Source organism: Streptomyces sp. NPDC060198 (assembly GCF_042728415.1).
Classification (GTDB): Bacteria; Actinomycetota; Actinomycetes; order Streptomycetales; family Streptomycetaceae; genus Streptomyces.
In genome coordinates, this window is record NZ_JBHWZJ010000002.1 from 36,996 (window position 1) to 57,783 (window position 20,788).

Consider the following 20,788-nt stretch of genomic DNA (forward strand, 5'->3'; position numbering starts at 1 on the left):
TGTCAACGCGTCCTGTTGTGTGCGGCGATGAATGGAGGAGTGCTTGTAGTTTCGGCCCATGATCGGCGACGGTGTGCCGGATGGTCTGTGGTCATGGCTACGTTTCGTGCTGTCAACGGCCATTGAGCTGCCCAGGTGGGTGGCCGTTGGAGGGCCCAGGCTGGTGGCCATCAGAAAGCCAGGCGTGTGGCCAGCGGTGTTCCCGGGGGTGGGTTCAGTTCAAGGGGACCACTCCCTTCCCGGCGAGGGCCTCGGCGAGGCGGTGCGAGTCGCCGGAGGTGCTCACGAGGTGAGCGTGGTGCATGAGGCGGTCGGTGCTCGCGCCCGCGAGGGTTTTCGGCATGATCGTGTCGAAGCCCGAGGGGTATATGTTGCTGGTCACCGCGATGGAGCGACGCTCGTAGGCGGCATCGATGATCCGGTAGAACGCCTCGGCGGCGTCCTCGCCGACCGGCAGGAGGCCGATGTCGTCGATGACGATCAAATCGGCCCGGCAGATCCGGGCGACGGTGCGGGCGGTGGACCCGTCGACCTTCGATTTGCCGATCGCGGCGCTCAGCGTCTCCAGAGTGAACCAGGAGACCCGCAGGTCCTTCTCGATCGCGGCCTGGGCGAGCCCCTCGGTGAAGTGGCTCTTGCCCGTCCCGGAGGGGTCGGCGATCACCAGGTTCTCGGCGCGTCCGATCCATTCCAGGGTGATCAGAGAGTTCTGGGTGGGTTCGGGGATGGTGGAGTCCTCGGCCCGCCAGGAGCCCAGGGTTTTGCCGGTGGGGAAGTTCGCCGAGTGGCGGCGAAGCCGCCGGGTGGGCGCGTCCCGGCCGGTGACCTCCGCGGCTATCAGCAGCCGCAGAACCTCCGCGGGGTCCCAGCGCTGGGCGCGGGCGGTGGCCAGGACATCCGGGGCCGCCGTGCGCATATAGGGCAGGCGCATGCGGCGCATGAGCTTGTCGAGCTCCTCGGGCAGGGCTGGGGCCTGGGGAAAGGTCATGGATGCAAATTCCTTCGTCGTTCGGGGACGGCGTCGATAGGCTCGACGAGTGATCGATATGCAGGTGCGTGGTGACAGTGGTGATGTCCTGGCCCGGGCCAAGGGCGGGCTGCAGTGGACTTCGGCTTTCGGCGATCTGAACCCGGGGCTGTTCCCGATGCTCTGGGGCCTGATCCCCTACGGGGATGCGGTCTTCAACCATCGGCAGGTGTCGCTGCTGCGGGTGGAACTCGACCGGCTCCCGGCCGCATGCGGTGGTGAATGGGTCGGGCAGGCCCGCGAGTTGTGCCAGGTAGTCGAGCAGGGGTCACACCGTTATCTGTGGTTCGTCGGCGACTGACCGCGGGGTCGTGCGCCAACATTCTGGGAGTTGTCGCCTACTGCCCCAGGGCCTGCCAGCCGATGGTTCCGTTCTGGACGGAGTGGGCTTCGTCCGCGCGGACGACCCCTCTCCGGCAGGCTTGCTGTCCGCGATGTGCCCCAGGATCGAGAGCAGGTCGTCGTCGGCGAAGCGTCCAACCGTGGCCGCGAGCCCCAGAGTCTGGTCGACTCTGTCGTTGCCCAGGACGGTGGCCAGCTCGACCGCGCGGGCCATCTTGGCGCGGATACGGACCGCGCCGGCGGGCCCGGCCTCCTTGAGCCACCGGCTGGCTCCCGGGCCGATGCCCATGAATGCGATTTCTGCTTCCGAGCGCGGTTGCAGCCTCGGCTGGTGGATGCCGCGGCCGTCGGGGTGGTCGGGGTAATGCGCGTCGATGATCTGCGGAACACCCGGGGTCGAAAGCTTGTGGCGCCAGATTTCCGACAGGTCACCAGAGTTGGTGCGGGCGGTGATGGAGAGTTCTTCGCCGACCACCCGGCACCACACCCTCACTCCGGTATAACCGGGCGTGCGCGCCGAACTCGACGGCACCCGCCTGGTCGGTCAGCGGCGATCGAGGAGACCGCCCGGGCCGAACAGGCTGGGACGGCCTTGCTCCGCGGGGTCTCGCATCCGGTTCAGGAGGGACCGCAGTGTCGGAAGCCAGGGGTCCACCGAGTGAACGCGCGACTGCAGACGTCGCTCGACGGCCGGCTTCAGCGCCAGCAGGAGCCGACTCATCTCCTCGTGGTCCGATGCACTGCGGTAGGCCAGCGCCAGGACTCCGAGAGACGCCTCAGCGCTAAGACTCAGGTACGTCTCGTTGCCCGACGGATTCTCCAGACGGCCCGTGCGGGCACACGTGATCAGTGCCATGGTCGAGAGCTCGGCCTCGCACCAGGTGCGAGGCGACCGTTGGAACGCGGGAAGCGCCTCGTCCAGGGCAGCCTCCCTCCAGGAGGACTCTGGAAGCCAAGCGGCCGCCCAGCTCACCTCTGCACCAAAGGCGCCATTGACAGGGAGGCTCGGTGCGACCTGCGGGAGCAGTTGCTCCTGACCCACCTCGTGAAGGGCCTGCGAAGCCCAACCGATGGCTTTCCAGTGGGTGTCGGGGGAGACGACGAGGTGCCGCCGCATGAACGACTCCAGCAGGCGGCTCGTCGCCGCACCGAACTGCTCGACTTCCCCACGATTCAGGGAATGCAGCCGCCGCAGCAGTTGGGAGGCGCCCCTCAGGCCCAGCCTGCGAGCCAGCACGTCGGGGCCCTCGGTGGTGATCCTGTCGACAAGGGTGTGGGCCAGATCCCGCTGACCCGCCAGCGTAAGGATGTGCAGGAGGTCGGGTACTTCCCTCACATCGGCCGCGCTCCCCACGCCGATCCGGCTCAGGAGCTTGCCATGGTCGACGCTGGCCGCGATCTCGTGACCCCACTGTTCGTCCCAGATGTAGGTCAGCTTCAGCAGCTCTCGGATCGCACGGGGGCTGGCAAGATGAGAGACGATCTTCAGCCACTTCTCGTACACCAGCGCCTTCATCCAGGTGAGATTCCCTTGCCCTGGGAGCACGCCGAGTCCCGCCAGCTGTCTGCCGATTCTGCCTTGGTTGCTGGGGTCCTGCTCGTACTGGAACTCCTCTGTGAAAGTCACCCACGCGTAATGGGCGTTGCGCAGGACGTCGAGCAGCCGGCGCCCCTGCCCCGGCTGGATCAGATCGACCGCGCGCAGGAGGTTGGCCAACTGGTCTGGTGTCGACACGGACCGCATCACGGAATCCTGCAGATAGCTGGACTGCTCGTCCTCCGCCGTCCGGTCGAGCTCGTGAACGACGCTGGTCGCCAGTGCGGGATCGAGCTTCCGCAGGTGGTCGAGCGCCTGAACGAGAGCCGCCGTGGTCGGGGTCTTGCGTATCTCGCCGGCCCAGTCCCAGGACGGCACAGAATCCTTGAACCGCGACACCAACAGGGTCTGTGCGTTCTCCTCTCCGCTCATGCGCAGAGTCGTCGCGGTCGTCCGGAGGCGCTGTGCCACCGCATCCGGGCGGGCCGGGACGAGGGAAGCGAGCAGCCGATCCATGTCGAACCTCGCTCGGTACTGCTGGGGAATGTCCGGGTGGATCGCCCGGGCCAGTTGGTGCAGCGAGGCGAAGGTGTCCGCCTTGAGCCCTGGCTCGGTCATCCGCTTCGCCAGCGAAACGGGATCGATCGCTTCGGAGAGTTTGGTGAGCAGCTCTTCGCCGAAGTAGTCGTCTCCGACGAGCAGGAGCCCCAGCGGGGCTGCCCACGGCCGGTGCAACCGGTACGAGGAGTCGATCGACTCGACGATCAGCTGGAACGCACGGTGCTCGACCTGGCGCCGGTAGTCGGCCTCCGCCTCCCAGAGACCGCGGAGGAAGTAGTACAGGACGGATGGCCGCTGTTCGTGGCGCAAAAGCGCGAGCGCGAACTGCTCACCCAGATGTGCCGCCAGTGCGCCGGCGAAAGTGTTGGCAGTGTGGCAATACAGCTCATCGATCCGGTGAGTGGTGGACAGGAGCCGTCCAGCACCCTTGCCGTCCTGCAGTTTCAGGACCCGGTTCGCGAGCGCCCGCGCCAGGAGGGTATCGGCCTCGATGACCCCGTCGGTTTCCCGATACAGCAGGTATCGGACGGTCACGCTGTGGATGTTCGAGAGTACGGAGATGAGTTGAGCGGCCTCTGACGGCGCCGCCTCACGCAGCAGAGCGCGGAACTGGTCAGTGGCGCGGACCATGTTGAGCAGTTTGGTGCAGAAGCCCCGATGGTTCCGAGCCAGGTCACCCAGGGCCCGGCTCACCTCGGAAGCGGTCGCCCGCCCGAGTGCCGCCCGCACCTGGAGTTCATGCGAGCCGATGAGCTGATTCCAGTCGATTTCCTTACCGTTGAAGTGAAGCTGCAAGGAGAGCCAGCCGAGCACCACACCGAACCTGGCGTTGCTCGGCGGCCGGTAGTCCAGAACGTCCTGGACCTCCTGGCATCCCTCCAGCGGATGCCGATGCAGCTGCGTATTCCGGTTCGGGGACCTTCGATGGCAGCGGCTGAGCAGGACGTCGAGTTTCCGCACGTGGATGAGATCCTCTGCCACCAGGGGACGGATGTCCCTCACAAGGGCATCGGTCGACCTGATGAGCAGCGCCGGAGAGTTCTCGTGGTACAGCCGGAACACTTTACGGGCCAGGTGGTACCGGTCCTCGACCGAGGCCGGCCTGTTCAGCGCGGCTTCGAGACCTTCCCCCGGCGTCGCCAGCCAGTTCATCAAGGCATCGAACTCGTCGGTTTCCTGTACATGGCGCTGATACCGGGAGATGAGCCTCAGGACGGATGACATGGTGCGGGCGGCCAGCCCCTCGGCGCTGGGCACCCGTGCCATGACGCCAGGGAGCCTGGCCGGTACCCAGTTCGGCTCCAGGTAACGGTCACAGATCGTCAGGACTACACACACCGCCGCCACTTCACCGGTGCTCGCCCACTCCGCGACAGCGTCACGCACGCCGGACCTGGACAGAAGGTCCGCCAGGAGCGTCGAGTCGTATGCCTGGCAGACCCGCAGCAGGCTGATCAGCCGGCTGGGTCGGTCGTCACCGAACAGCTGCAGCAGGTAGGCCTCCAAAGGACCCGACAATTCCCGCAGGTTGACACCCGCGGCGGTGCCCTCGCCGTTGACCGGGCCCGGCGTCAGCTCCCTGAGTACCTTTCGAGCGTGGAGACGGCTGGGAATCCTGACCGTGCCCATGGTGCGGCGGGCGCCGAGGCGCTCGAGCACGACGAGGGCCGGCGCCGACAAGTATTCCTCGGGTACCCCGTCGCCCAGCTGAGAGACTGCGGCGACCAGTCGTAGCTCGTCCGCTTCCTCCGGGCCGACCGTGGAGGGGGCGTCGCTCGGCTCTGCCCGGGTTGTGCCCGCCCGAGTCCCACGTGGTCCGTTCGCCGGCTTGGCCGACTCGTTCCGCAGGGAGCGGCTGAGTACCCACAGGTCTCCCTTGGCCGCCTCCAGCAGCAGCGGAAGGGCGCCCACCGCCCCGCCGTAGACGTGGGGGTGCTCCTCAACCATCCGTGCTGCGAGCGCTGCCACCTCGTGCTGGCCGACCACCGCCGTCATCGGTGACACGTTGCTGGAGTCCCACTCCACTCCGGAGCCTCCGGAGAAGCGTGTGAGGGCGAGCACACCGACGCCCACGTCTCCCACCAGTGAGGAGACCACGTAACCGACGTCGCCCCGTTCCAGGGGGTGCAGGTCCTCGATCACCAGAAGGGTCTTGACTCCGGGGGTGATACCGGTGAGATGCATCGCGGAGCGGGCGATCGCAGGCAGGTCCCCGGACAGGGGCAGTTGTTTGTCGGCCGGCGCCAGGGCGAGGATCCGCCACCGTTGTTCTTCGAGCCTGGCGACCACCTGGCGGGCGATCACACTCTTGCCGCTGTTCATCGGCCCGCCGAGAACCATTCCCAGCTTCGGCTGGAGAATGAGCTGCCCGTGTAGTGAGGCTACCTGGGGGGCCTCCACGAGTGGTGGCTCATCAGAGTCTTCCTGCCATGCCCACGTGCCCTGAGGCGCGCGAGAGCCGGGTGTCGCGTAGACGATGCTCCAGCGCTGTGCCTGGAGGTTCTCGGCATGCCACCGGTCCTGGGCGTCGTCCCACTCGGAGCCCCACAGAAGCTCGGCCGCCCCGTTCAGGGACCGGTCCGCGGACGTCCGCAGCGCACCGCGGCCTTCCAGGGTCCACCCTCCGGCACCCCAGCTGAGGATCGCCAGCCCCGAGGCACGGACCGTCTCCCGGAGCAGCAGGTCGTCCGGGGCCGTCCACTGGCCTTCGGGCGTGATGCCGGCCATGACGAACACATTCTTGCGTGCGGGAGAAGGGAGCTCCGATTCCTGTGCGAGGTAGGTGAGGGCGACGGCGGCGGCGCTGACGCCGTCCTGTACCGCGGAGGGAGAGTGGACCCCGGGTGACGTGAAAGAGACGGCGACACGCGGTGGCTGGGCTCGTCCCCGAGTTCTGGCGAGTCGGCAGGCATGGACCAGCGCCAGCTTCGCTTCGGCCTCGAATACGTCACCGATCGGCGACCAGGGTGGGCTCACAACCGGGGCCTGTTTGTCATCCGGCACGGGTTCAGCCGTCGCGGGGGAGTGCGCGGAGAACTCCGCGGTCAGGGTGGCGACCGTGGACCAACCCCCCGCCGGCCGCAGCAACGTGTGCACGGCCTCGGGGCCGTCGGGGTGCGGCGCCGGTGGCACCGGCCGCGTCGAGCCGCCGGAGGAGTGGATTTTCTCGGCCCGTCCGACGAAGTCGTACAACTTGTCGACGAGTCCGGCCTCCCGCAGGATCAGCAACTGGGCCTGCAGCCCTGTGGAACGGGGCTCCATGTCCTCGGCCAGCAGCGCCCCCACTCCGCTCAGTTGCTCCCTGGGCCCTTCGTAACGGAGCAAGTCCAAGGGAAGCGGCACGTCCGCGGTGAGCAGGGTCGTACGGCCGACGAGGGTCCGCACGAGCTGGAGCGTTTCGACGGGTGAGCTCCCGGGGTGCTGGGTGAGCGCTGCCAGTGCGTGCAGCACGAGGATGGTGCCGTACGCGTCGCCGCCGGCCGTCGGCTCTGTCGTGTTGTTGCCCGGCAAACTCTTTCCCCCTTGAGCCTATGCGGCTTCGACGAGCAGTCGTCAGAACGTGATGCGGGCTGTACCGCGGTTGGTGCACACGATGAGCCGACCCGTGTCCTCAAGGTCAGCAGCCTTGATCTGGATGCCCACGTTCGCCGAGGCCACAGGGCGAGCCGCACCGGTCCGGTCGAGTGGAGTCAGGCGCACGACGCCGTCGAGACTGGTGGTCAACAACATCGCGCCTCCGGCTGTGTGGCGCACCTTCATGGAGGTCACGGGCTGGTCGTGAAGCGTGACGCAGCGCTGCTCAGTCCCGGACGGACTACTGCGGTACACGGTACCGTCGTTGCTCGCCGTGAAGACGTCGCCGTCGTGCGATGCAATGTGGGTGAGCGCCTTGCGCTGCGGTGTGGTGAAGGTGCGGAGGAGTGTACCGTCCGGAGCCCACAGCGCTACCTCGCCCGAGGAACAGCCCACGGTCCAGCACTGCTCCGCGAGGGCCACGGTGGCCACCGAGGCCAGGACCAGCCCGTCCGTGTCGACGGGCCGGTCGCTGACACCCGCCAGCCCGTAACGCCGCCACGCATGTGTCGTAGCCACCAGTAGCCCGTGGGCGCCCACCTCACAGGCGACGATGCGCCCGGCGAAGGGACGCGGGTCATCCATGGGATACCGCTGACCCGTCTCCAGGTCATGGAGGATCATTCCGCCGTTCCAGGTGCCAAGAGCGGCAAAGGGTTTGCCGTTGAGCAGACCGGCGCTCAGCACGGAGACGGGGTCGTGCACCGTAGAGGCCGAGTCCCCCGCCGCCTCCAGCTCGCGCAGTCCGGGCCGGTCCCGCTCGCCGATCAGGGCGCCGCCGTCCTGCGTGCCCACGACGAGGAACCTGCCGCTGTGGACGACCGCCACCCCTGTTACCGCGTCGGTCGGTACGCGGTGCACCCAGGTGCTGTTCCAGGGACGCTGCCTGCTCGCGGTGTTTCGGGCGAGCTCGGTCTGTTGGTGGGCCTGGGCGAGGAACTCCAGCCGCGATACGTCGGCCTCGTCCTCCCGGTTGCTGCCGCGCAGAAGATCCATCACCTCTCGAACAGCACAGGCCCGTGGCGTGCCGGACAGTGTCAGGGCCCGCCGGAGGCGCATCGGGTTGACGGCGAGTAGAAAGTCCGGATCAGTGAGGAAGTCGTCCAGAATTCCAGCACGCTGGGCATGCTCGGCGAAGTGGTGCCGCGTGTAGTAATCGGCTGCGGACCACGAGGGCTTGAGATCCGGGCCTGTGCCCAGCGCGTCGAGCAAGGCGGCGGTGAATGCCGCATGGCCCTGCTCGGTGTCGTACTGTCGAGCCAGATAGGCGGCGAACTCCTCCCGCCGTAGCCGCCATCCGGCGGTCTTCGCGCTGCTTTGCGCGTCGGCAATGAACTCCTCGGCCACTTGCAGGAGGCGGTCGAGCGCGTCGTGGTCGACGTGCCGGGCGGTGAGCCGGTGCACGACGTCGATCCACAACGAGAAGTTCGGCATCCCAGCGCCCAGAGCCAGCGACAACGGCGTCAGAAGATCCTTCGCCCATGCCGGGTCATCAGGCTCCACCCGGGCCAACTGCTGCTCGATGACGTCCACTACAGAGGTCTGCACTGCGGCCTCGTCTTGTGTCGGCTCTCGTCCTGCCAGATCGACGGAGAAGAGATACGCCCAGAGGAAGGAGGTGTGGGACCGTTCGCGAATCCCCGCGGCAAGGCGCTCGAGAGACTGCTGAGACATGTCTTTGTGCAGTGACCCCTGGCGTCCCGCGAGGACGGTACGCGCGAGCAGTTCGAGGTCCTCGGGTTCGAAGTACTCTGGTCCGGCGAGCGGTATCTCCCGCATGCCGAGCCTGCTGAGGGGCGCCTCGGCGGCGACCACCAGACGGATCGTGTCAATGCCGCTCAGGGGCAGGAGCACCTTCTCGATGAACTCCTGGACGGCTGCTGCGGAGTCGCCCACGTCGACAGCGTCCGTGGGGCCCACCCGGTTCGCCGAGTCGATGAGGAGGCCCCTGGGGGCGGGCAGGGCCTCCAGCGCACGGAAGAACGCGTCGGGATCGTCCTGGTAGGGCACTCCGAGTTCGACTCCGATCTCGTACAGGACGAGGTCCCAGGCAAGCCCGTACGCCTGGACCAACGCCACGCACCCCGGAGGCACTCCGAGCACGTCGGAGCCTTCAGCAGTCGGCAGGGGCTGTCCGTCCGAAGCCGCGGCCAGCCAGGCCAACAAGGTGGACTTCCCCGAGCCGGCGGGGCCCGTCACCACGATGGGCTGTCGGTCGGGGTCTGTTCCGGTCACGTACGGGACCAGTTCGTGAAGGGCGCGCTTCCGGCCGCAGAATGCCCAGCCCGAGCCTTCCGTGGCCTCAGGCAGGTGTTGCGGCCGGTGCTTGCGGAAGCGTGGATTGGGGAACGCGCGCAGTGGACGCTTCGCCACGCTGGTTGGGGCGTGCCAGAGGACCGACTGACCGACTCTCCCCAAGCGGTGATTCATGTCCCGACACAGGTCGGCGGCTTCGATGTACTGCAGGCTTTTCGGTACGCCCGGACTCTTCAGGGACGCGGAGAAGGCGTCCGCGAAGGCCATTTGGTGGGCTTCCTCGTTTCGGCCCGCGGAAGTGATGAGGTAGACGTCCGGGCCGATGCTCCCCAGTTTGGCGATGCTCTCCTGCAAATGGAGGAAGGCGTCCCCGGCCGACCCGGAATCGCAGGCGTCGACCATGACGACTACCTGGGCCGGTCCGGGCTGGTTGACCAGGCTCGCAAGCTCGTGCGCCGAGATGCTGGTGGCGAAGTCCTCGCTGGTTCCCCAGGTGCCCTTGAAAGTGGCCAACCGGTAGTCGGCGTTGGAGGTGTATCCGTGCGCGGAGTAGTAGAGAACCACGGCCTGCGGATGCGTTTCCGTGTCCGCGTTGCGCATGGCCCGCCCCACCGCCCGCTGGAGGTCGCCGGGAGTGGGGTCGAGCGAGACGTCGTCGAGCACCTCCAGGCCGATGTCCTTGAAGACGCTGCGGACGAGCGCGACTTCCTGCGGCACGTACGGCAGCGGGTCCAGGCCTTGCCCGTACTCCTGGGTGCCGGCGACGACGCAAACTCGGCGGAGCCCGTCCCCGGCCTCAGGCCGAGCCGAGACCATCAGCGATTCCCTTCGCTGCCTCGGCGGTGGTGAGGTAGCGCAGGACCGAGTGCATCGCGAATCGGCCGTTGCGCACGGGCATGTCGTCGACCTCCTTGCCGAAGAGCGGGGCCAGTTCCTTGACAAGGGCCACCGGGTCCTCCACGGCGGCGATGTTGATCCAGCGCCGAACGCCTGGCCACTTCGCCTCCTGACCGGGCACGAGCGGGGGCCGTAGCCGCGAGGAGACGGCGCGGAGCCCGAGTGGCGACCCCAGCGTGATCAGGGTGTCGATCTCCCACTCCGGGTGGGCGGACAGTGCGTCGTACGCGACCACGCTGCCGAGCGAATGCGCCACGACGATGCGCGTGTCGGGAGTGACGACACCGTCCCAGCGTGCGAGCACGGCGTCGCGGAGCGCATCCTCCGTCAGATACCGGTGCACCTGTTTGATCATCCAAATGATGGCCTTTGCGGGGACGTCGCCCAGCAACTTGCTGCGCTCCAACCGCCTGAGCAAGCCCTGCACAGCGCCCTTCGTGCCTGCCTGCCCGGAATCCGTGTTCTCCGCGAAGGCGCGCAACAGTTCGAGCTCAAGGTCGGTGCTGAGATCGACCGGTCCGTAATTCGGAATCGCGGCGAGCTCGTCGAGGCCGACCGCGCCCTTGGACCCGGCGGAGCGGAAGCAGTTCCCGTAGTACACGGCTGCCACGTCCGTCTCCTCCACCGGCTCGAAGCCGGTGTCGATCATGCCGGTGCGGAGTGCCTTGTACCAGGCGGAATGCATGTCGTCGCGGTGTTTGTAGGTGTAGCCGATCCCGTGGCACATCACGACCTTCGCCATACCGGCCCCTCTCGCCGACGATCGCCGGGCACACCGCAGGAACTCCCGACGGCACCACGGTACCGGCGCTACAGCCGCGATGTCAGCCAAGTCAGTAGGGCGTACGCAGGTTTCGGCCGACCCACTCTCGGCGGATGCTTCACCGGTTGCCCCCTTCAGGTCTGAGGGCCGCTCGAGCGACTACCGGCTCGCGCCACAGCCGCCGATGCCGGATGACTCTTCTCGGATCGGCTGCGCGGGGCTGTCAAAGGCCGTAACCCGGGATGAGCCCACTGAGCAGTGGTCGGTGATCGTTCTTGCCGCGTCGCATCGACCGATGTACCGCGTATGAAGCGGCTGATGGCTCCGGCCGGCTCAGTCCGCCGCGACCAGGTGGGCGGTGCCGATCCGGGACAGCCCTCGGATCGGGACCGCCAGAGCCGCCACCACCAGGGCGGTCGCCGCGAGTGTGGCCAGTAGCGCGGCGCCGGCGACCGTGAACAGGTGTCCGTGCAGCACGCCCTGGCCGAGGGTCAGCACCCCGGCCAGACCGGCCACCGCACCCGACAGGCCTCCCAGCAGCGCCAGTCCGACTCCCTCGTAGAGAGTCAGCTTCGCCAGCTCCCGGTTGGTCCAGCCGGTCGCCCGCAACACCGCGAGATCGGCCGCGCGTTCGCGCTGCGAAAGGACCAGGACGTCCACGGCTCCGGCGGCGCCCAGCAGCAGCGACAGGGCGACGCTGAGATAGTCGGCCCCGCGTGCCTGCGCCACCACGGCACTGCCGAGCAGCGATCCGGCGACCTCGCCCCGGAAGGCCAGCGTCAGGGCGAGCAGCACCGTGAAGGCGGCCACTCCCAGCGCCAGCCCTGCCGCACCCAGCAGCGTGCGGCCGCGCACCCGCAGCAGGTTGAGCACGGCCAGTCCGGCCACCGAACGCACCGGGCGCGCGCGGCGGACCGCCGTCACCGGGGGCCGGACGGCTTCCATCGGGCCCAGCCGGGTGGCGAGCCAGGCGGGGATCAGGCCCGCCGTCGTGGCCAGGAGAAGCGCCACCGGGAGGACGAGGAGCGACTTGGCGCCGGCTTCGGGCTGTCCCAGCGCCTGGCCCAGCACGTACGCGAGCACCGCGCCCGCGGCTCCGGCGGCCAGCCCGATCACCACCAGTTCGCCCAGGATCAGGCGGAGCACCTCGCCGCCGCTCCAGCCGAGGCAGCGCAACGTGCCGATCTCGGTGCGGCGCGAGCGCACCGAGGCCAGCGCCGCCTGGCCGAGGAAGAGCGCGCACACGACGAGGACCAGCACGAAGAGCACCGCGCTCTTGGTGTCCACGGCTCGGAGAATGCGCAGTGCCACGCCCTTGGCGACCCAACGCTCCGTCACCTGCGCCGAGTCGCTCAGCGCCACCGTCTGCGGTGCGGGTGAGCTGCCGACGGTGACGTCCACCTGGAGCTGGGGGTAGGCGGCCCGGATCTTCCCTGCCACCGCGTTCACCCGGGCCCGGGACGCGGTGTCGACGCCGGTCACTCCGGCCACCCGGATTCTGATCGCGCTGACCGGCGCCTTGTCCTGGAGGCTCGGGACCCGACGGCTCCCGGTGAGCGCGGTGATGGAGTCCATGGTCGTCAGCATGGTGGGCGGCGGGCTGACGTAGCCGCCCAGGTTGCGGTCGGGCAGCAGTGGCCTGCCGTGGAGCTTCGCCCGGGTCGCGCCGTCCGCGCCGGTGACCTGCGGTGTCTGGTAGGTCTCCAACGGGGCTTCGGAGAGGGGCGAGAAGCCGGGCAGCTTACCGGTGTCGTAGCGGCCGACCAGGCGGACGAAGGGATTGGGCAGACGCCCGGAGTCCTGTTGGTCGCAGGTACCCTGTCCGATGCAGTCCGTGGAGGCGTGGCTGGTCACTTTCCGGTACTGGGTGCCCTGGTGGTTCTCCTCGGGGACGTTGGGGAACGGCTGCTGGTTCGAGTTGGTGATCCACAGGCCGGGGTCCTGCGGCGGCTGCGGCTGCGCGGCGAGGCCGCCGCCGGAGGTCCGGCGGTAGACGACCGGGCCGACCGTCCAGTAGGCGTCGGTGTTGAACGAGTCCTCGCCCAGTGCCTTCCGGTAGCCCTTGCTCAGGTCGACCCGGGTCCTGCCCACCGTGGTGCCGCGCAGGCTCCGGACGAAGCTGTTCGCCGTCGGGTTGCCCAGTTTCGAGGGCAGCTCGGCCGGGTCGCCGACGTCGAGCCGCTCCACGGTGGCGTCGAGTGTGCCGGAGGTCAGCGGGTTGTCGCTGAGCAGCGCCGGGATGTAGGAGTCGCGCTGTCCGTGGATGCTCTTGGCGCCCGACACCCTCCACGGTCTGTCCCGCCCGGTGAGCATCCGGCCCGAGACGATGGTGTCGCCCAGGCTCACCAGCCGGTCCTCGGCCACCGGGTCGATGGCGGACAGCAGCACGGGGTAACTGACCGGGACGTCGACGGTGGCCTTGTCCTGGCCGGACTGGCAGTTCATCCGTGAACTCAGGTCCGGGTCGAACGGCGACCTGTCCGAGAGGTCCTCGGCGATGTTGTTCGGCTTCATCGGCAGGTCCATGTTGAACCTGGTCTTTTCGGTCTTGTCCCAGTTGAGGTAGAAGCAGACGTCGTACTTCCCCTTGATCTGGTAGCGCTCGGTGCTCTTGTCGACCGCGCCCGTCTCCAGGGTGTCGGACTCGAAGAGGTCGTCCGACTCGGATCCCGACGTCAGGGGGGAGCGGGTGAGGTAGACGTACTCGTCCGAGGTGCGGTAACTGCCCAGTCCGGAGGTGAGCGTGGGGCTGATGCGCAGGATCTGCCGGGACGCCTTGCCGTCCAGGAAGCGGGACACGTCCACCGTGACGGTGCTCGCCACCATGAGGTAGCCGATGTTGGCGACCGGCGCGCTCACCTCGACCCCGGCCATGCCGCGGATGTGTTGGTACTGGGCCATGGTGATGCCGCCGAACGTGCCGGACAGGAAGTTCGGCGCGACGCGTCCGCTCTGCCGCTCCACGTCCGTCTGCGAGTCGGGCGGGCGGACCAGGACGTCGTACGCGGACCGCGCGTTCTTCCGTACGGTGCCCACGGTGGTCGCCTGGCTCGTGCTCACCGTCGAGGTCAGCAGGGTGAAGCTGGTCGCGGCCACCAGGATTCCGGCGGCCAGGGCCAGGGCGCGCCCGCGCCGCCGCCGGAGCTGATCGAGGATCACCGTGATCACGGGCGCAGGCCCCCCAGCCGGTGCAGCACGTCGGCGGACGGTGTGACCCGCTGGTCGGAGACGATCCTGCCGTCCTGCAACCGCACCACCCGGTCGCCGTTGGCGGCGACCTCCGCGTCGTGCGTGGCGATCAGCATCGTCATCCCGTACCGCTCGCGCAGCGACATCAGCAGGTCGATGATCTCCCGCCCGGTGACGCTGTCCAGGTTGCCCGTGGGCTCGTCGGCCATGAGCAGTCCCGGCCGGTTGATCAACGCGCGTGCGACGGCGACGCGTTGCTGCTGACCGCCCGACAACTGCGAAGGCAGGGCGTCGGCGCGCTGGTTCAGGCCGACCGCCTCGAGCAGTTCCATGCCGCGCGCACGCCGGTCGAAGTCCACTCTGCGCGGCAGGACGGGGGCGAGTACGTTGTCCAGCGCGGTCAGCGCGGGCAGCAGGTGGAATCGCTGGAAGACGAAGCCGATACGCCGCCGGTGACGGTCCAGGTCCCGGGACACCAGCTCCGCGCCGTCGATCTCGACGCGCCCCTCGTCGGGCTGGTCCATGCCGCCCGCCACATGCAGAACGGTGGATTTGCCGGCGCCGGACGGTCCGGTCAGCATCACCACCTCGCCGGCCGCGACCTCCAGGTCCACCGCGTCCAGGGCGGTCAGCCCGGGATACCGGCGACTCACCCCGCGTAACGCCACGCTCACAGCCATGTGATGCAGCCTCGCCCTCGTACATCGCGGCATGTGCGACGCCGCCCCTGTATCCGCCCCTGCATTGCGCCAATTCAGGGGTATGTTGTCACAATGTAGAAGGGACGTATGTGCCGCTCCACCACGCCGTGCTCGCGCTGCTGACCCGGCGACCGAATCACGGGTACGAACTCAAGGCCCGTTTCGAGGAGGCCATCGGCCCGCAGTGGGGTGGCCTGAACATCGGTCACCTCTATCAGATCCTCGAACGGCTGGTCCGTGACGGCTATGTCTCACGCTCCCAGGTCGCGCAGACCGACCGGCCCGACAAGAACCTCTACACACTCACCGAGGCGGGCGAGGCGGAGCTGCACTCGTGGGCGACCACCGCCTGGGTACGCGTCGGCGGCTTCCGCGACGAACTGTTCCTGAAGCTCCTCGGCGCCTCCGCCTTGGGCCCGCGGGCCCTGACCACGCTGATCGAGTCGCAGCGGCAGACATACCTGTCCGAGCTCGCGGGCCTGGCGCAGCAGCGCCGCGCCCACGCCGACGAGCCGCTGGTTTCCGTCCTGATCGACGCCGCCATCGCGCACACCAAGGCCGACCTCGGCCTGCTGGACAGCGCCGCACAGCATCTGGCCCCGCCCGCCACGGCACGGAGCGCGCAGGAGCCGGAGCGCTCACCCGCACAGGTGCGGGGCGACACCGATGAGACCCGGGGTCGCGGCACGACGGGAGGGGAACGTACCGAGTCCGCTTGAGGCGATGCCGGGACTCTGCCGGTGACGAGGGCGGACCGGAGCACGATGTGTGGCGGCATGGGCCGTAGTCTGTGGGTGTGTACGGTCCCCGCCGGTGGCGGGCCGGCGCCGATTCCTTACGGGGCGGCGTCCCGGCTCACGCGGTGGAGCGTGGTGGCGCCTTCTTCGGCGGGCGAGGACCGCAGCAGTACGTCGGGGAGGTCGTCGCCCAGCCTGTAGACGTAAGTTCCCATCGGGGCGGGGCATTTCAAGGCATGGGCGACCGGTTGGGATCCAGTGGTCTCCAACGTCCCGTCCCGGTAGGCGAGAAGGGCGGCCTCGTAACGGCACGTGCTTCTGCCCGAGGTCAGTTGAGCGGTTACCGCGACCTCCCCGAGTCCGCCGGAGCCGAAGGTGATCCGCAGTCCGTTTCCGTCCTCCCAGACTCCGCGCATCGCTTCGGGTACGTGCACGGCTCCCGGATCGACGTGCTCCACATAGGTGGAACCGTACCTACCCTCCGCCCAGCTCATCGATTCGTCGGGGCCGCCTTCCAGGCGCATGCTGCTGGGTACCCCGCAGGAACGCGTCGGGCTCGAGCCGATCGCCCGCATCGCGAAGTCGGAGACCTCCAGCTGCATTTCGCTTCTGGACGTGGCGGAGGCGCTACCCCGGCAGATCACGTCGTCCGTGGCCGACACCACGGCGATCCTGCTCGTGGAGGTGATGTTCCGGGGAATGTCGAGTCGCACCACGAACAGGGGTTCGCCCTCGTCGTGCGTCGCCATCCAAGCCCCCGAGAAGTCGACGACTGGCTGGGGTGCCGCGACGGTGTACTCCTGGGGAGGCTCTTCGCCGTTCCACAGGCCGTACGCGCCCGCGGCCGCTGCCAGAGCTCCGACGGTCAGGGCGGCGACCACGATGCGTCCGCGCCGGTGTTTCGGCGCAGGTGCCTCGGTGGTGTCCGTCCGTGCCGTGTCATCGGCGCGCGGGGAGAGGGGGCGCGGTGTGGCCGGTCCCGGGTCGATGTCCCAGTTCGCGGACGGCTCGGACGTATGAACGGTGAGTACCGCCAGGCCGGCCCCCGGCCCGTTCTGCGCTCCGCCCTTCTCACGTGCGGGCTCGGAGGGGACCGGCTCCGCGGCGAACCGGTGCACCCGGGCCAGCAGGGACGGCGGCAGCCATGCACCCTCGGGGGCGGTCCGAGTCCGCTCGGCGATCTCCGCCGTGGTCGGCCGTTCCGCCGGATCCTTGGCCAGGCAGTCCCTCACCAGGTCGGCCACCGATTCCGGGATGCCGGTCAGGTCCGGCTCCTCGTACGCGATGCGGAAGAGCAGGGCGTGGATCCCGGACTCCCCGTCGCCGAACGGTGTCCGTCCGGTTGCCGCGAAGGCGAGGACGGAGCCCAGGGAGAACACGTCGCCGGCCATGGTGACGTCCTGGCCGCGCACCTGTTCGGGTGCCATGTACCGAGGGGAGCCGGGCCCGGTCCCGGTCGAGGAGAGCGTGTCCGCGTCGGTGCCCTCCAGGGCGCGGGCGATGCCGAAGTCGATGACTCTGGGACCCGCTGCGGTGAGCAGCACGTTGGACGGCTTGAGATCGCGGTGGACGATTCCCGCACGGTGGATGGCGTCGAGGGCCAGCGCCATCCGGTGGGCGAGTACGTGGGCGGACGCCGAGGGCAGCGGCCCGAAGCCGCTGTCCACGACGGACTGCAGGGTGGGCCCGGGTATGTAGGCGGTGGCGATCCACGGTGGCGTCCCGTCGGTGTTCGCGTCGAGGACCGTTGCCGTCCATACATTTCCGACGCGCCGGGCCGCGCGCACCTCGCGGGCGAACCTGGCGCGGAAGGTGGGGTGTTCGGCGATCTCCGCCCTGATCGTCTTGACCGCGACCAAGCGTGCACCGACTTCGTCCCGGTGCCTCGCCAGGTAGACCCTCCCCATCCCTCCCGCGCCTAACCTGCCCAGCAGCCAGTAGGGGCCCAGGTGCGGCGGGTCCTCGTCAGTCAGTGGTCGCATGGCCAGGAATCCTCGCATGCCTCGTCCGAGTTCTCTGCCGAACTCCGCTACGGCGCACGCGTTTTGGACGAGGGTGCACCCGCGGCCACCCAGTGCCTCTCCGGTGTCCGCGCTGCAACCGGCATCGGCCGAGTCCGTCAAGCCCATTGCCAGGCACGCTTACTGGCGATGAGCCGACGCACTGTCACGCGGCATGGGACGGCACAGGACGGGACGGGAGCGAGATGGCACGGCCCGGCGCGGAGAGGAGGCGACCTGGCAGGAGGTGTTCTGTCCAGGGAGGTTGCAGATGGGCGGTGCATCCGGCGGCGGCGAAGTAGGCATGGGCCCGTTGCCACTAGGGCGCGTATCGAGTCGTGATCAATGAGCATCGCAGCTTCTGGAGCGGGTGCCGGCCTGGGGCACGGGGTCCGGTGATCTGCGGCCGTGCCGTGTGGACGCGAGTGACCGGAAGCGTTGCTGCAGGCAGCGGCAGGCAGCGGCAGGCAGCGGTTGCCGCAGGCAGCGGCCCCGGCTGCATGCCCGCCGGGACGGTGTGTCAGACCACGACGAGCCGGTCCACCAGCAGCTCCACCCTCTGCATGGCGTCCTCCGGCAGCAGCCGTCCCGCCCGGGTCAGGGTCGCAAGGCCGTGCAGGGAGGCCCAGAACACCTCGGTGAACAGCGCGGGGTGGACACCGTTTCCGGCGACCTCGCCCAGGCTCTCCAGCAGTGCGGCGAAGGCGTCCTTCAGCGGCTCCGGGGTGTCCTCCTGCGCGTACGCCAGGCCGCCGTCGAGCTGGAACAAGGCGTCGTAGACCGCCGGGTTGCGTGCGGCGAAGTCGAGGTAGGCGCGGGCGAGCGCGGCGACCTGCTCGCGCAAGCCGTCCGCGGCGGAGGTTGCGGCACGCACCGCCGCGGCCAGCTCGGCAGCGCCCTCCAGGGCGACGGCGCCGATGATCTCGCGCTTGCCGCGGAAGTGGCTGTAGAGGACGGGCTGGCTGTACTCGATGCGTTCGGCGAGCCGGCGGGTTGTGACCGCATCCCAACCCTGCTGCTCGGCGAGGTCGCGGGCTGTCGCCACGATGAGGCGCTCGCGCTCCGCCCGTTCGCGCTGCTTGCGTTCTTGTACCGACATGACTCGAATCCTAGCACCGCTATACAATCGAGCGGCAGCAGCGCTAGCCTTGCCTTGTTATCTAGCAACGCTAGGTCTTAGGGGGGGTCATCGTGCTCAACGCACTCGGGGCGTTCACCACCGTAATCGTCGGCCTGATGGTGGGGGTGGAGTTCTCCGTCGCTTTCGTCATGAACCGGATCTTCAACGCTCTTCCCGAGGACAGTGGCCAGCTTGCCCGCGCCCACGGGGGCCGGATGCTCGGCGCCCTCATGCCGTTCTGGTACATCGGCTCGCTCGTCCTCAGCGCAGTCTGGGCCATCGCCGGATGGGACCGCCCAGGCGCCGGACTCGTCGCCATCGCCGCCGCGCTGCTGATCGTGAGCGTGATCATGTCGCTCCTGCTCCTCGTCCCGATCAACAACCGGAGCAAGACGTGGACCCCCGAGAACCGGCCCGCGGACTGGAAAGAGCAGATGAACCGCTGGGACCGCTACCACTACGTCCGCGTCGCCGTCATCGTCGCCGCCTTCGCCTTCCTGGTCACCGTCCTCGCCTGAGCTCGACATCCACAAGGAGAAGAACGATGTCACTGAAGAAGATCAACACCGTCCTGGCCGCCGCCTTCATCCTCTTCATCCTCTGGTTCGGGTCGGAGTTCATCCTGCGCCCGGAGACGGTGGCGCCGGGCTTCGGCCTGCCGGGTTGGCCGTCCGGCGACGGCGGCGGCTTCCTGATCGTCAAGGGGACCCGCGACATCGTCATGGCCCTGGTACTGGGAATCCTGCTGGTGGCAGGTCACCGCCGGTCGCTGGGCTGGGCGATGCTGGTGGAGGCCCTCGCCGCGTACGGGGACATGGCCAACGTGCTGGCCCACCACGGCTCCGTGGCAACCGCGCTCGGCGTCCACGGCCTGACCGCGACACTGATGGTGGCCAACGGCCTGCTGATACTGCGCGAAACCCGCAAGGTCGCGACTGCTCCGGCAACGCGCGCCCCGCAGCCCGCCCAAGGCGCGTACTGAGTCGTGATCACCGACTGGGTCGGGTGAGGTCCTCGATCCAGATCACGGAGGCCCGGAGGTGGAGTCCGGCGAGATAGCTCCCCGGGGTCTTGTCGTAGCGGGTCGCAATGCCTCTCCATGCCTTCATCCTGTTGATCGCCCGCTCGACGGTGTTCCGTTCCTTGTAGAGCTCGACGTCGTGACTGACGGGCCGGCCACCTCCACTGCCCTTCTTCTTTCGGTTGGCGGCCTGGTCCTTCTTCTCCGGGATGACCACCTTGATACGACGTTTGCGCAGGTGGGAACGGTTGCCGCGAGACGAGTAGGCCTTGTCTCCGGCGACCGCGTCCGGACGGGTGCGGGGCCGGCCGACGGGCCCGCGCACCCGCACCTTCTCCAGGACGGGGATGAACTGCGGGCTGTCCGCTGCCTGCCCCGCGGTCAGGATGAACGCCAGCGGGCGGCACTTGCGGTCGGCGGCAAGGTGGACCTTGCTGGTCTGGCCGCCCCTGGAGCGTCCGAGCAGGGCGGCCTTCAGCCGGAGTTTCCGCCGACGCCGGGTCGTCGTTCTTCCCGCGCGGGGTCGCTTTCGGACTCCTGCCCGCTTTGTTCTTCGGGGCCCCCCTTTGACCTGGCCTTCTCCTCCTCGGCGGTGGCTTTCTCCAGGGCGGTGATGACGTCATCGTCGAGGTGCATCCCGGCCGCGTCGTGGTGGGCGCGGGCGGTGGTGGAGTCGATGGTGACCAGGGAAAGGTCCACCTCACCGCGCTTCGCGGCTTCCGCGATCAGGCCCTCCGGCAGGGCCCCGAAGATCCCAGCGCCACGCCACTGCCGGAAGCGGTTGTGGACGGTCGACCATGCACCGAACTCTGCCGGCATCTCCCGCCACTGGCCGCCCGTCTTGAACCGCCAGATCACGCCCTCGAACTGCTGCCGCAGCCGCTCGGGGAACGGGCCGTACTCGCCGATCGGTAGGTACGGCTCGATGAACTCCCACTCCGGGTCGGCCAGTTGCACTCGCGTCACGTGCGACGGTCTACCGGACCAGAACGTGCCACGAAGGCACATCACGCAGATTGATCACGACTCGATACGCGCCATAGAGCCCGCCGCCGAGGACGAAC

The 20,788-nt window shown here is 68.6% G+C and carries 13 protein-coding genes and 1 pseudogene; 4 read left to right on the forward strand and 10 right to left on the reverse strand.

What is annotated here, in order from left to right; genetic code table 11:
* Window positions 1–214: 214 nt before the first annotated feature.
* Window positions 215–988: an ATP-binding protein gene (locus tag ACFWEP_RS00540; RefSeq protein WP_387363236.1), complete on the reverse strand. Its 774-nt coding sequence runs from the start codon at window positions 986–988 to the stop codon at window positions 215–217.
* A gap of 58 nt (window positions 989–1,046) precedes the next feature.
* Between ACFWEP_RS00540 and ACFWEP_RS00545 the strand changes: the two genes are divergently transcribed.
* Window positions 1,047–1,328 carry a hypothetical protein gene (locus ACFWEP_RS00545; RefSeq protein ID WP_387363406.1) on the forward strand — a complete coding sequence of 94 codons (282 nt, stop codon included), beginning with the start codon at window positions 1,047–1,049 and terminating at the stop codon, window positions 1,326–1,328.
* On the opposite strand, the gene ACFWEP_RS00550 is transcribed toward ACFWEP_RS00545, so the two are convergent.
* The 6 genes from ACFWEP_RS00550 to ACFWEP_RS00575 form a co-directional block, all read right to left on the reverse strand.
* Window positions 1,296–1,844: a hypothetical protein gene (locus ACFWEP_RS00550; RefSeq protein WP_387363239.1), complete on the reverse strand. Its 549-nt coding sequence runs from the start codon at window positions 1,842–1,844 to the stop codon at window positions 1,296–1,298. The genes ACFWEP_RS00545 and ACFWEP_RS00550 overlap by 33 nt on opposite strands.
* A 69-nt stretch (window positions 1,845–1,913) precedes the next feature.
* Entirely contained in the window at window positions 1,914–6,977 is a 5,064-nt protein-coding gene (locus ACFWEP_RS00555) for a hypothetical protein (protein WP_387363242.1), read from the reverse strand.
* 42 nt (window positions 6,978–7,019) lie between these two features.
* Window positions 7,020–10,112 carry a caspase family protein gene (locus tag ACFWEP_RS00560; RefSeq protein WP_387363245.1) on the reverse strand — a complete coding sequence of 1,031 codons (3,093 nt, stop codon included), beginning with the start codon at window positions 10,110–10,112 and terminating at the stop codon, window positions 7,020–7,022.
* Window positions 10,093–10,935: a hypothetical protein gene (locus tag ACFWEP_RS00565; RefSeq protein WP_387363248.1), complete on the reverse strand. Its 843-nt coding sequence runs from the start codon at window positions 10,933–10,935 to the stop codon at window positions 10,093–10,095. Before ACFWEP_RS00565 ends, ACFWEP_RS00560 begins: the two co-directional genes overlap by 20 nt.
* A gap of 354 nt (window positions 10,936–11,289) precedes the next feature.
* Entirely contained in the window at window positions 11,290–14,124 is a 2,835-nt protein-coding gene (locus ACFWEP_RS00570; protein ID WP_387363251.1) for an FtsX-like permease family protein, read from the reverse strand.
* On the reverse strand, window positions 14,121–14,825 hold the full coding sequence (locus tag ACFWEP_RS00575) for an ABC transporter ATP-binding protein (RefSeq protein WP_387363254.1): 705 nt from the start codon (window positions 14,823–14,825) through the stop codon (window positions 14,121–14,123). Before ACFWEP_RS00575 ends, ACFWEP_RS00570 begins: the two co-directional genes overlap by 4 nt.
* A gap of 110 nt (window positions 14,826–14,935) precedes the next feature.
* Between ACFWEP_RS00575 and ACFWEP_RS00580 the strand changes: the two genes are divergently transcribed.
* On the forward strand, window positions 14,936–15,565 hold the full coding sequence (locus ACFWEP_RS00580) for a helix-turn-helix transcriptional regulator (protein ID WP_387363257.1): 630 nt from the start codon (window positions 14,936–14,938) through the stop codon (window positions 15,563–15,565).
* Between the two features lie 116 nt (window positions 15,566–15,681).
* Here the strand turns inward: ACFWEP_RS00580 and ACFWEP_RS00585 are convergent, their stop codons facing one another.
* Both ACFWEP_RS00585 and ACFWEP_RS00590 read right to left on the reverse strand, forming a co-directional pair.
* Complete coding sequence (locus ACFWEP_RS00585) at window positions 15,682–17,565, reverse strand: serine/threonine-protein kinase (RefSeq protein ID WP_387363260.1); 1,884 nt, start codon at window positions 17,563–17,565, stop codon at window positions 15,682–15,684.
* Between the two features lie 538 nt (window positions 17,566–18,103).
* A complete protein-coding gene (locus tag ACFWEP_RS00590; protein ID WP_387363263.1) occupies window positions 18,104–18,682 on the reverse strand; it encodes a TetR/AcrR family transcriptional regulator in 579 nt (192 codons plus the stop codon).
* 92 nt (window positions 18,683–18,774) lie between these two features.
* Here ACFWEP_RS00590 and ACFWEP_RS00595 point away from each other — a divergent pair, with 92 nt between their 5' ends.
* Together ACFWEP_RS00595 and ACFWEP_RS00600 are read left to right on the forward strand one after the other, a co-directional pair.
* On the forward strand, window positions 18,775–19,221 hold the full coding sequence (locus ACFWEP_RS00595; protein ID WP_387363266.1) for an anthrone oxygenase family protein: 447 nt from the start codon (window positions 18,775–18,777) through the stop codon (window positions 19,219–19,221).
* 26 nt (window positions 19,222–19,247) lie between these two features.
* Window positions 19,248–19,685 carry a DUF4267 domain-containing protein gene (locus ACFWEP_RS00600; RefSeq protein ID WP_387363269.1) on the forward strand — a complete coding sequence of 146 codons (438 nt, stop codon included), beginning with the start codon at window positions 19,248–19,250 and terminating at the stop codon, window positions 19,683–19,685.
* Window positions 19,686–19,692: 7 nt separating this feature from the next.
* Here ACFWEP_RS00600 and ACFWEP_RS00605 read toward each other — a convergent pair.
* Window positions 19,693–20,690 (reverse strand): annotated as a pseudogene (locus ACFWEP_RS00605) (IS5 family transposase).
* Window positions 20,691–20,788: the final 98 nt, after the last annotated feature.

What these genes read in the sequence shown, in the direction of transcription:
- ACFWEP_RS00545 (WP_387363406.1), top strand. Translation starts at nt 1,047, where the DNA reads ATGCAGGTGCGTGGTGACAGTGGTGATGTCCTGGCCCGGGCCAAGGGC.
- ACFWEP_RS00590 (WP_387363263.1), bottom strand. Translation starts at nt 18,682, where the DNA reads ATGTCGGTACAAGAACGCAAGCAGCGCGAACGGGCGGAGCGCGAGCGC.
- ACFWEP_RS00560 (WP_387363245.1), bottom strand. Translation starts at nt 10,112, where the DNA reads ATGGTCTCGGCTCGGCCTGAGGCCGGGGACGGGCTCCGCCGAGTTTGC.
- ACFWEP_RS00565 (WP_387363248.1), bottom strand. Translation starts at nt 10,935, where the DNA reads ATGGCGAAGGTCGTGATGTGCCACGGGATCGGCTACACCTACAAACAC.
- ACFWEP_RS00585 (WP_387363260.1), bottom strand. Translation starts at nt 17,565, where the DNA reads ATGCGACCACTGACTGACGAGGACCCGCCGCACCTGGGCCCCTACTGG.
- ACFWEP_RS00575 (WP_387363254.1), bottom strand. Translation starts at nt 14,825, where the DNA reads ATGGCTGTGAGCGTGGCGTTACGCGGGGTGAGTCGCCGGTATCCCGGG.
- ACFWEP_RS00540 (WP_387363236.1), bottom strand. Translation starts at nt 988, where the DNA reads ATGACCTTTCCCCAGGCCCCAGCCCTGCCCGAGGAGCTCGACAAGCTC.
- ACFWEP_RS00600 (WP_387363269.1), top strand. Translation starts at nt 19,248, where the DNA reads ATGTCACTGAAGAAGATCAACACCGTCCTGGCCGCCGCCTTCATCCTC.